General features: G+C 68.6%; 11 protein-coding genes. All 11 read right to left on the bottom strand.

Translation table 11 applies throughout. The features are described 5' to 3' along the window. A partial coding sequence (locus VTU_RS0108820; RefSeq protein ID WP_010103361.1) for a mannitol dehydrogenase family protein occupies nucleotides 1-955 on the bottom strand: 955 nt, incomplete at its 3' end. Nucleotides 956-969: 14 nt separating this feature from the next. Beyond that, nucleotides 970-2,181: a D-mannonate dehydratase ManD gene (gene manD / locus VTU_RS0108815; protein WP_010103360.1), complete on the bottom strand. Its 1,212-nt coding sequence runs from the start codon at nucleotides 2,179-2,181 to the stop codon at nucleotides 970-972. Nucleotides 2,182-2,220: 39 nt separating this feature from the next. Beyond that, nucleotides 2,221-3,006, bottom strand: coding sequence for an amino acid ABC transporter ATP-binding protein (locus VTU_RS0108810; RefSeq protein ID WP_010103358.1), 786 nt, complete (start codon nucleotides 3,004-3,006; stop codon nucleotides 2,221-2,223). Next, complete coding sequence (locus VTU_RS0108805) at nucleotides 3,003-3,662, bottom strand: amino acid ABC transporter permease (protein WP_010103357.1); 660 nt, start codon at nucleotides 3,660-3,662, stop codon at nucleotides 3,003-3,005. Before VTU_RS0108805 ends, VTU_RS0108810 begins: the two co-directional genes overlap by 4 nt. A gap of 11 nt (nucleotides 3,663-3,673) precedes the next feature. Next, a complete protein-coding gene (locus tag VTU_RS0108800; protein ID WP_010103356.1) occupies nucleotides 3,674-4,339 on the bottom strand; it encodes an amino acid ABC transporter permease in 666 nt (221 codons plus the stop codon). A gap of 51 nt (nucleotides 4,340-4,390) precedes the next feature. Further along, a complete protein-coding gene (locus VTU_RS0108795; protein WP_010103355.1) occupies nucleotides 4,391-5,428 on the bottom strand; it encodes an L-idonate 5-dehydrogenase in 1,038 nt (345 codons plus the stop codon). Nucleotides 5,429-5,459: 31 nt separating this feature from the next. Beyond that, complete coding sequence (locus VTU_RS0108790; protein ID WP_010103354.1) at nucleotides 5,460-6,281, bottom strand: substrate-binding periplasmic protein; 822 nt, start codon at nucleotides 6,279-6,281, stop codon at nucleotides 5,460-5,462. A gap of 58 nt (nucleotides 6,282-6,339) precedes the next feature. Then, on the bottom strand, nucleotides 6,340-7,158 hold the full coding sequence (locus tag VTU_RS0108785; RefSeq protein WP_010103353.1) for a substrate-binding periplasmic protein: 819 nt from the start codon (nucleotides 7,156-7,158) through the stop codon (nucleotides 6,340-6,342). Between the two features lie 44 nt (nucleotides 7,159-7,202). Beyond that, nucleotides 7,203-7,943: a FadR/GntR family transcriptional regulator gene (locus tag VTU_RS0108780; protein WP_010103352.1), complete on the bottom strand. Its 741-nt coding sequence runs from the start codon at nucleotides 7,941-7,943 to the stop codon at nucleotides 7,203-7,205. Between the two features lie 251 nt (nucleotides 7,944-8,194). After that, on the bottom strand, nucleotides 8,195-8,404 hold the full coding sequence (locus VTU_RS0108775) for a hypothetical protein (RefSeq protein WP_010103350.1): 210 nt from the start codon (nucleotides 8,402-8,404) through the stop codon (nucleotides 8,195-8,197). A 55-nt stretch (nucleotides 8,405-8,459) separates the two neighbouring features. Further along, on the bottom strand, nucleotides 8,460-10,144 hold a 1,685-nt coding region (locus VTU_RS26605; protein ID WP_010103348.1), incomplete at its 5' end, for an Ig-like domain-containing protein.

Below are 10,144 nucleotides of genomic sequence, written 5' to 3'. Positions count from 1 at the left end.
CGATCCCGGCGAGCAGCGCCAGGTAGGCGAGCGCCGAATGCGTTCCGTTGACCATGCGCAGCTTGAGCGTCTCGAAGGGCTGCACCTCCTGCACGAAGCGCGCGCCGCTGCGCTCCCAGGCCGGTCGGTTGGCGACGAAGGCGTCCTCGAGCACCCAGTCCAGAAAGCGCTCGCCGAGCACCGGCCAGGCGTCCTGCGCGCCCAGCGCCGCGTGCACCAGCGCGCGGTCCTCGTCGGTGGTGCGCGGCACGATACGGTCCACCATGGAGCAGGGAAAGCTGCAGCGCGCGGCGATCCAGTCGGCCAGCGCGCCGTCCACGCGCGCGGCAAAGTCCAGCACCAGGCCGCGCAGCAGCTGGCCGTTGGCCGGCAGGTTGTCCAGCGAGAGCAGCGTCACCGGCGCCAGGCCCTGCCGCTGGCGTTCGCGCAGGCCGGCGACGATGAAGCCCAGCGCGCTGCGCGGCCGATCGAGCGCGGCCAGGTCGTGCTGCACGTCCGGGTGCTGCGTCTGCAAGGCGCCGCTGGCCGGGTCGTGGCAGTAGCCTTTTTCGGTCACGGTCAGGCTGACGATGCGCGTGTCGGGGTGGGCGATCAGCGCGACCACGGCCGCCGGGTCCTCGGGCGCGACGAGCAGCTCGCGCAGGCAGCCGATGAGTTGCAGCGCCATGCGCGGCGCGCCGGTCGGGTCCAGATCGCGCAGCGCCAGCGTGTAGAGACCACGCTGCGGCGCGAGCGCGTCGCGCGTGTCCGGGCTGCGCAGCGACACGCCGGCGATTCCCCAGCACAGGTCGCCGCTGGCCTGCAGCGCGGCCTCGTTCACGGCCGCCAGGTGCGCGCGCGCGAAGGCGCCCAGGCCCAGGTGCACGATGCCGGTTTTCAGCGCCGTGCGGTCGTAGCCGGGGCACACCACCCCGGCCGGCAACCGGACCAGGGTGTGGGGCGAGAGGCGTTCCATCGCGGCGCGCCCTGCTACCAGCTGTGCAGCGTGCCGTCGTGCTGCAGGCGGTTCACCGGCAGATAGGCGCGCTGATAGGGGTATTTGGCGGCCAGCGCCTCGTCGATCTCGACGCCGTGGCCGGGCGTCTCGCCGGGGTAGAGCATGCCGTCCGCGAAGTGGTAGCTGTGCGGGAACACGGCGTCGGTCTCCTCGGTGTGGCGCATGTATTCCTGGATGCCGAAGTTGGGCACCCAGATGTCGAAATGCAGCGCCGCGCCCATGCACGCCGGCGACAGGTCGGTGGCGCCATGGCAGCCGGTGCGCACCTGGTAGAGCGCGGCCAAGTCGGCGATGCGCCGCAGGTGCGTGATTCCGCCCGCGTGGACCACGGTGCTGCGGATGTAGTCGATGAGCTGGTTCTCGATCAGCTCCTTGCAGTCCCAGATGGTGTTGAAAACCTCGCCGACGGCCAGCGGCGTGGTCGTGTGCTGGCGGATCAGGCGAAACGCCTGCTGGTTTTCGGCCGGCGTCGCGTCCTCCATCCAGAACAGCTGGAAGGGTTCCAGCGCCTTGCCCAGCCGCCCGGCCTCGATCGGCGTGAGGCGGTGGTGCACGTCGTGCAGCAGGTGGTGTTCAAAGCCGAGCTTTTCGCGGATGCGCTCGAACAGCCGCGGCGTGTGGCGCAGGTATTTCTCGCTCGACCAGTCGTGCTCGGACGGCAGGTCGGCGTCGGCCGGCTCGTAGAACAGCGTGCCCTTGCCGACGCCGTAGACCTTCTCCAGGCCCGGCACCCCGCTTTGCGCGCGGATCGCCTTGTAGCCGGCCTCGGCGTAGCGCAGCACCTCGTCGAGCGTGTGCTCGATGTCGCTGCCGTTGGCGTGGCCGTAGACCATCACGCCGGTGCGGCTCTTGCCGCCGAGCAGCTGGTACAGCGGCAGTCCCGCGGCCTTGGCCTTGATGTCCCACAGCGCCGTGTCCACGGCCGCGATGGCCGACATGGTGACCGGGCCGCGGCGCCAGTACGCGCCCTTGTACAGGTACTGCCAGATGTCCTCGATCTGCTGCGCGTCGCGCCCGATCAGGCAGGGCACGACATGCTCGCTGAGGTACGCGGCGACCGCCAGCTCGCGGCCGTTGAGGGTGGCGTCACCGATCCCCGTGAGGCCCTGGTCGGTCTCGATCTTGAGGGTGACGAAGTTGCGGCCGGGGCTGCAAACGATGACGCGGGCGTTGGTGATTTTCATGGCGTTGGCAAAGAGAACAAGGAAACCGGGTGCTGCATTTCATCCATTCCAGCCGAGATGCCCCAGGAAATCGCGCGTGCGCTCCACCGTGGGGTGGTCAAAGATTTGCCCGGGCGGCCCCTGCTCGATGATCGCGCCCGACTCGAACACCACCACCCAGTCGGCGACCCGGCGCGCAAAGCCCATCTCGTGCGTCACGACGATCATGGTCATGCCCTCCTGGGCGAGCTTTTGCATCACGCTCAGGACCTCGCCCACGGTCTCGGGGTCGAGCGCGGAGGTCGGCTCGTCGAACAGCATCACCTCGGGCTCCATGGCCAGCGCGCGCGCAATCGCAACGCGCTGCTGCTGGCCGCCCGAGAGGTTGGCCGGAAAATTGTCCGCCTTGGCGGCCAGGCCCACCTTGTCGAGCAGGCGCCGCGCGCGCTCGCGCGCCGCGTCCTGCGGCATGCCGAGCACGGTGACCGGACCCATGGCCACGTTGTCCAGCGCCGACTTGTGCGGGAACAGCTCGAAGCTCTGGAACACCATGCCCATGCGCTGGCGCAGTTTGCGCATCTGGCGCTCGTCGCCCGGCAGCGGCTGGCCGTCGAGCAGCACGCGGCCGCCGTCGATCGTCTCCAGCGCATTGGTACAGCGCAGCAGCGTGGACTTGCCCGACCCCGAGGGGCCGATCAGGCACATCACCTCGCCCTTGTTCACCTGCAGCGACACGCCGTCGAGCGCGACGAAGTCCCCGTAGAGTTTGCGCACCTTGTCGTAGACCAGCACCGAGGGCTGGTCGGCGTTCTTGCGTGCCGCGTGGGGGGAGGTGCTCGTGTTCATTCCCTGACTCCGTATTTGCGGTGGATCCAATCGACCAGCTTGGCCTGGGGGTAGCCCATGAGCCAGTAAATGGCGGCCATCGCGGTCAGCATTTCGAGCACGCGAAAGGTCTGGGCGCGGATCTGCATGGCGCTGTAGGCGAGCTCGCCGACGGCGATGACCGAGACCAGCGAGGTGTCCTTGAACAGCGAGACCCAGGTGCTCGCGAAAACGGGCAGGATGCGCCGCACCGCCTGCGGGATCACGACCTTGAACATCGCCTGGTGGCGCGACATGCCCATGGCCAGCGCGGCCTCCATCTGCCCTTTGCGGATCGAGTTGATTCCGGCGCGGAAGGTCTCCGCGTTGTACGCCGAGATGTTCAGCACCAGCGCCACCAGCGCGGTGAGCAGCGGCGACAGTTGCAGGCCGGTGGCCATGGGCATCACGTAGAACGCCCAGTAGATGACCAGGATCAGCGGCAGGTTGCGGAAGAACTCCACGAAACACAGCGCGGCGCGCTGCATCCAGCGGTTCGGGGCGATGCGCATCAGCGCCAGCACGATGCCGCCGGGAACGGCCAGCAGCATGGTCAACACGGTCAGGCCGACGGTCAGCGCAGCGCCGCCGAGCAGGGCCTGCCAGTGCGTCCAGATCACGGACCAATCGAATGTCATGGCATGCCCTCTCAGGAACGGCCCAGGTGCGCCAGGCGCTGGTACAGCCGGTCCACGCCGCGCGTGACGGGAAACAGGATCAGGAAGTACGCCAGCATCACGGCGGTGAACACCTCCACCGGGCGGTAGCTCTGGCCGGCCACGGTCTCGGCCCTGTGCATCAGCTCGGGCACCGCGATCACGGTGGCGATGGCCGTGTCCTTGATGGCAATCGTCAGGATCGAGCCGAAGGCCGGCAGCATGCGGATCGTCGCCTGCGGCAGCAGCACCCGGCGCAGCAGCTGCACGCGCGACATGCCCAGCGCCAGCGCGGCCCGCGTCTGCCCCGGCCGGATGGACTCGATTCCGGCGCGCATCACCTCCGCCGCGTAGGCCGCGATATGCAGCGTGAGTGCCACCAGCGCCGCCCAGAACGGCGGGAAGGTGATGCCGGCGAGTATCGGAAAAGCGAAGTAGATCCAGATCAGCACCACGAGCACCGGGATCGCGCGCATGCTGTCGATGTAGAACACCAGCAGCGGCCGCAGCCAGCGCGGCCCGTAGAGCCTGAGCAGCGCGATCACGAGGCCGGCGAAGATGCTGGTGACCGCACTCACCGCGCTCAGCGCGAGCGTGACGCCCAGGCCCGCGGCAAAAAAGCGCCAGTTCTCGGCAATCGGCGAAAAGTCGAAGTCCATGGTGGGCGGCCCGGGTGGATGGTGGGGGTGGACGAGCGCCTGCGCTCAGGCTCAGAACGTGACCATGACCTTCATCGCCTGCTGCCGGTCGGCTGCGAGCGCAAAGGCCGCGTGCACCTGCGCCACCGGCAGCGCCTGCGTGAGCAGGGGCGAGACGTCGAGCACGCCGCGGCTCAGGTAGTCCACCGCCCAGGCGTATTCGTCGACGAAACGGAAGGTACCGACGTAGCGCAGGCTCTTGACCATGATCTGGTTCAACGGGCAGCCCTCGCTGCTGCCATGGAGCGAACCCACCTGCACCACGGTGCCGCGCGGGCGCGTCGCGCGAATGCAGTGGGCCAGCGCGGCGTAGCTGCCCGAGACCTCGAAACACACATCGACCTGGCCCTTGCCCTCGGTCAGCGCCTCCAGCGCGGCCGCGTCGCGGGCCACGTTGATGGTCTGCGTCGCGCCCACGCGGGCGCAGGCGGCCAGGGGTTGGTCCACGATGTCCACCGCGATCGACTCCCGGGCACCGGCCAGGTGCGCAGCCATCAGGACCAGCGCGCCAATGGGTCCGGCGCCCACGACCATCACGCGCTGGCCGAGCAGCGGGCCGGCCTCGTTGACCGCGTGCAGCGCCACCGCGAGCGGCTCGCCAAAGGCCGCCATCTCGTACGAGAGCGCGTCGGGAACGGGAATGCACTGCGCGGCGTCGATCAGCACCTGCTCACGCATCGCGCCCTGCATGTGCGGCCACTTGCTGGCGCTGCCGAAGAAGTGGACGTTGTCGCAGTGATTCGCCGCGCCGGCGCGGCAGAAGCGGCACAGGCCGCAGTTGCGCGAGGGATTCAGCGCCACGCGCTGGCCGACCCGCAGGCCCTGCACCTGCGCACCGAGCTCCAGCACCTGGCCGGAGGCCTCGTGCCCCGGGGTCAGCGGCGCGCGGATGACGAAGTCACCGACCCGGCCGTGCAGGTAGTAGTGCAGGTCGGAGCCGCAGATGCCCACCGCCCGGATCCCCACGCGCACCTGGTGCGCGGCGAGCGGCTCGGTGGGGGCTTCGGTGACGCGCAGGTCGCGCGCGCCATGGATTTCGCAATTCAGCATGGGGGCTCCTCGGGGACGGCTCGGGGGGGCTTCAGCGCAGGCTCCGCGTGGCGCGCTGCTCTTCCTCCGTGAGCGCCGACTGCATGCGCCGGGCCACGCTGCGCAGCCAGTCCAGGTACACCTGCTGGTCCTTGGCGACGCCCATGCCGGTGTCGATCTGGAAGATATTGCTGTCCTGGCAGTCGTTTTCCTTGGGGAAAGCGGCCAGGCCCTTGAGCTTTTTGCTGATGTTCGGCCAGAGCATGCGGTTGATCGGGGCCACGTCGGAGCGGCCCGCGAGCACCTCCTCGATGGGCGCCACCGAGCCCGAGTTGGCCACGCCGCGCATCTTCGCGTTGGGAAAGCGCTGGCGCACCAGCGGCTCCTCCCCCGCGCCCGAGAAATAGGCCATGGTGATCTCGGGCTTGTTGAAGTCGTCCAGCGTTTGCGCACCGGTGAACTTGGGGTTGTCGGCGCGGCCGAACATGCACACGCCGGTGCTCGAAAAGGTGACGAAGTCGATGATCTTGGCGCGCTCGGCGGTCTCGTTCAACGGGCCGATCATGATGTCCATCTGGTTCGCCACCAGCGCCGGCACCTTGGTCTCGTGGCTCACCGCGACGGGCTGGATGCGCACGCCCAGCAGCTTGGCGAACTCCTTGCCCAGGGTCCACGACGGACCCGACCAGGGCTCGCCCATCCCGCTGGTGTTCTGCGCCAGCCAGGGCGGGTTGTTGACCACGCCCACGCGCAGCGCGCCGGCCTTGCGGATCGCGTCCACGCGGGCGCTGGCGCCGGGCGCCGGCGGGGTCTGGGCGCTGGCGCCGGTGCTGACCCCGACGACCACGGCGGCAAGCACCGCGCGCGGCCACATGCAGCCACGGCTGCTTTTCAGAGGGAATGACATGGAAAGTCTCCTTTCGGGTTTGCGTTCATTGCATTGCCTGGACCATGCGCGCCTCGTCCGCGTTGAGCCTGGCCTGGTGCGCGCGCGCCACCTGGCGCAGCCAGTCCAGGTAGACCGGCTGGTTCTTGTCAACGGCCAGGCCCACCGGCGAGGCCTTCTCGGCGCTGCTCTGGCAATTGTTTTCCTTGGGCAAAGCCGCCAGCCCCTTGACTTTGCGTTGCAGGCCGACCCATGACACACGGTTGATCGGCGCCGCGTCGGCACGGCGCGCCATGATTTCCTCCACCGGCGCCGTGGCGCCGGAGCTGGCCACCGCGCGCAGCTGCGCCCGCGGGAAGCGCGTCCTGATCCAGCCCTCCTCCGCGCTCCCCGTGAAGTAGGCGATGGTCACTTCGGGCCGGTTCAGATCGTCCACCGAAGCGGCTTGGGCGAATGGGGCCGCCTTGTCTGCGCGGCCAAACATGCAGACGCTGGTGGTCGAATAGGTGACGAAGTCCACCACGTTCAGGCGCTGCGGTGTTTCGCCCAAGGGGCTGATGGTCATATCGACCTGGTTGGCGGCCAGCACCGGCACCTTGGTCTCGTGCGACACCGCGACGGTGCGCAACCGCACCCCCAGCAGGCGCGCGTATTCCTCGGCCAGCAACCAAGCCGGGCCACTCCAGGGTGCACCGCTGCCGGTGGTGTTCTCCACCAGCCAGGGCGCGTTCTGCAACACGCCCACGCGCAACGCACCCGCTTTGCGGATCGCATCCAGCCGCGGACTGGCGCCCGCCGCAGGCGCCGGTTGCGCCTGCGCCACCGCGCACAGGCCGGCCAAGCACCACACCACCATCGGCACCATCCGCTTGTTCCTGAAAATGCATTGCATCGATGACTCCTTAGGGTTCAGCGCCAGCTTTGGGCAAATTCGCAAATCACCTGCTCCAGGTGCGCGCGCATCGCGAGCCGGGCGGCTTCGGCCTGCCCGGCGACGATGGCCGCGAAGATTTGCTGGTGGTCCTCTTGCGACTTCTGCCGCAGTTCGGGCGAGTGGAAATGCTGTTCGATCTGGGTCCACAGCGGGCCGCGCTCCTGCTCGCGCAGGCCTTGCACGGTGCGGCGCAGCACGCTGTTGCCCGAGGCCTCGGCGATATGCACATGGAACTGCACGTCCGCGGCCTCGTTGGCGGCCTTGTCGTGGAGCTGTTCGCGCATGGTCTTGAGCGCGGCAAACAGGCGGTCGAGGTCCGCGTCCTTGCGCGATACCGCGGCCACGGCCGCGACCTCGGACTCGATCAGGCAGCGCGCGCGCAGCAGTTCAAACGGCCCGACCCCCGTCTCCCGGGCACCGGGCAGCGGCGGCACGGCGGCGCCCTGCGCCTGGCACACGTAGATGCCCGAGCCCCCGCGCACCTCCACCACGCCCTGGAGTTCCAGCGCAATGATGGCCTCGCGCACCGCCGTGCGGCTGACGCCGAAGCGATCCGCGAGCGCGCGCTCCGAGGGCAAACGCTGGCCCGGCAAGAACTCCCCCTGTTTGATCAGTTTATGAACGCTGGCTGCCAGACGCAGATAGGCCCTGTCGTGGAGCTTGTCCTCGTTGTCGAAGAACTGCTCGGGTTGTGGGTGGACGAGTTCGAGTGTCATGGCGGGGAAGTGGATGGACCAATTATTCGTTGGTTTACCAGAATGGGGGTTAGTGGTTTACCACTAGCGCTCGACCCTGAGCGCCTTCGCGAGGCGTGTTGGATGCCCCGGAAAGCAGAAGGCCTCCCTTGCGAGGAGGCCTTCACACGCTTCTGCCCGGGGCTCCCGGCTCCCTCTCCTGATGGAGGATTTCCGGGTGCCTTCGGACAAGCGACGGAGCGGATATCTACGGCGTCATCCGCTCAAGGTGCCTACGCCACTTTCGCGGGAAATCCACCGCCGAGCGCCTTTGCGATCTTCTGCTCGGTCTCGTACTGACCCAGCGCGAACACCGCCCAAGTCATGGCAAAGATCCAGCCAACCAGCGTGATTTGCAGCAACAGGCAGACGATTCCCGCAATCGGCCTGCCAATCGTGAAGAACGCCAACCAGGGCAATACCATGGCAATGAAGAGACGCATAAGGGATCCTTTCGTGAGTTGATGAATAGTCAAACCCGGCCTTATATCACGCCGATCAGAGCCAAAACCCGTTGGGCGCCAGATCGGACGCCAGGCCGACGACGGACAGCTGCATCTGCGCCGGGGCGCCGGGGGCGGTGATGGCGCCGTTGGCCTGGCCGTCGGCGTCGAACGGTCCGCCATCGCTGATCTCGAAGTCCAGCCGCAGCCGCCCGCCCTCGCTCACCATCTTGCCGCCGTAGGCTGCGCTGCTCAGGTTGATCCAGGTGCCGCTGCCGTCTTGCATCCAGTAGCCGTTGACGCCCAGCGCGGGGTCCAGGTAGAGGCTGAACTTCTCGCTGCTGCGGCCTGCGGCCAGCGTCGCCCGGAAGCTGAGCAGCCCGAGGGGCATCTCCATTCCATCGGGCCATTGGGCGGGGGCGTCCTCTTGCGCCAGGCGGGTGATGCGCGCGCCGCTGGCCGGATCGACCTTGCCGTCCTGGCTGCCTGCCACCAGGGTCACGGGGGTGCTGGTCGCGCTCTCTGCGGTGGCGCGGACTCTGGCGCTGGTCGATCCCACTGCCGCCTGCGTGCCGTCCTGGACGCCGTCGCCGTTGCCGTCGCCGGCCACGGGGGCTGCGCCGTCGGGGCCGGGGAGGCCGGGGGTCGGGTCTTCGAGGCTGTCGGGAATGCTGTCGCCGTCCGTGTCCTTGCTGTCCTTGGGCGCCGGGCCTTCCGGGGGCGATGGGCTCGGGCTCGGGGCTGGACCCGGACCCGGACTCGGAGCCGGACCCGGAGCCGGACCCGGTGGCGCGGGGGTGTGGTTGTCCACCGGCGTGGCCGCGAAACTGGCTGCGTCGTTGCCGGCCGCGTCCTGTATGGCGTTGGCATCGTTGCCGGCCGTGGGGTCGGTGTAGGCGAGGCTCACCGCCTGGCCGTTGGTGACAGCGGTGGCCAGCGTCAGGCTCACGGTCTTTTCCTGCGCGCCTACCGCGATGGCGGTGACGGCGGTGAGCACGTTATCGACGCGCACCGTGAAGGCCGTGGTGGGCGGGATATGCGTCGCGTCCAGGCTGGTCCCCTCGGTGTAGCGCAGCACCAACTGGCTGGCGTTGACCGTGGCGCTGGCGAGCACCGGGGCGCGGGTGTCGATCTGGTAGCGGGGGCCATGGGCGTGGCCGGTGCCGGCGCGGCCTGCGGCGTTGCGCACGCCCTCCTGGTTCACGCCGATGGTGTTGCTGCTGTTCTCGACGCCGGCCGTGGGTGTGAATGTTGCCGTCCAGGTTCTGCCATGGTCATTCGTCGTGGGGTCGGTGAATGTGCCGTTGGCCTCGCTGAGCACGACGTCGTCGCGCGTGAAGCCGGTGACGGGCTCGTTGAAGGTGATGGTGACTGTTGTGGTTTCGCCAACGGTCAGGTGGGTGTCGGCCAGTGTGACCGTGGCTGTTGGGCCCGTGGTGTCTGCCGGCCGGGTGTCCACGCTGTAGTTGGCGCTGTCTGCGCTGCCGGTACCGGTGTTGCCTGCGTCGTCGGTTATGCCGGCGAGGTTCACGCGGATGGTATTGGCCAGGGCGCTGACGTTGGCCGTGGGCGTGAATGTCGCCGTCCAGACCGTGCGCTCGGCGTTGGCCGTTGGCGGGCTTAGCGTGCCGTTGGGGCACACGATGTCGCTGGTGTCAAAGCCGGTGACGGGTTCGCTGAAGGTGATGGTGACGGTTGTGGTTTTGCCCGCGGTGAGCGCGTTGTCGGCCAGCGTGATGG

Origin of the sequence: Verminephrobacter aporrectodeae subsp. tuberculatae At4, from assembly GCF_000193225.1 — a bacterium.
GTDB lineage: Bacteria > Pseudomonadota > Gammaproteobacteria > Burkholderiales > Burkholderiaceae_C > Acidovorax > Acidovorax aporrectodeae.
Note: the sequence above shows the minus strand (reverse complement) of the source record. Positions and strands in the feature narration are given on the sequence as shown.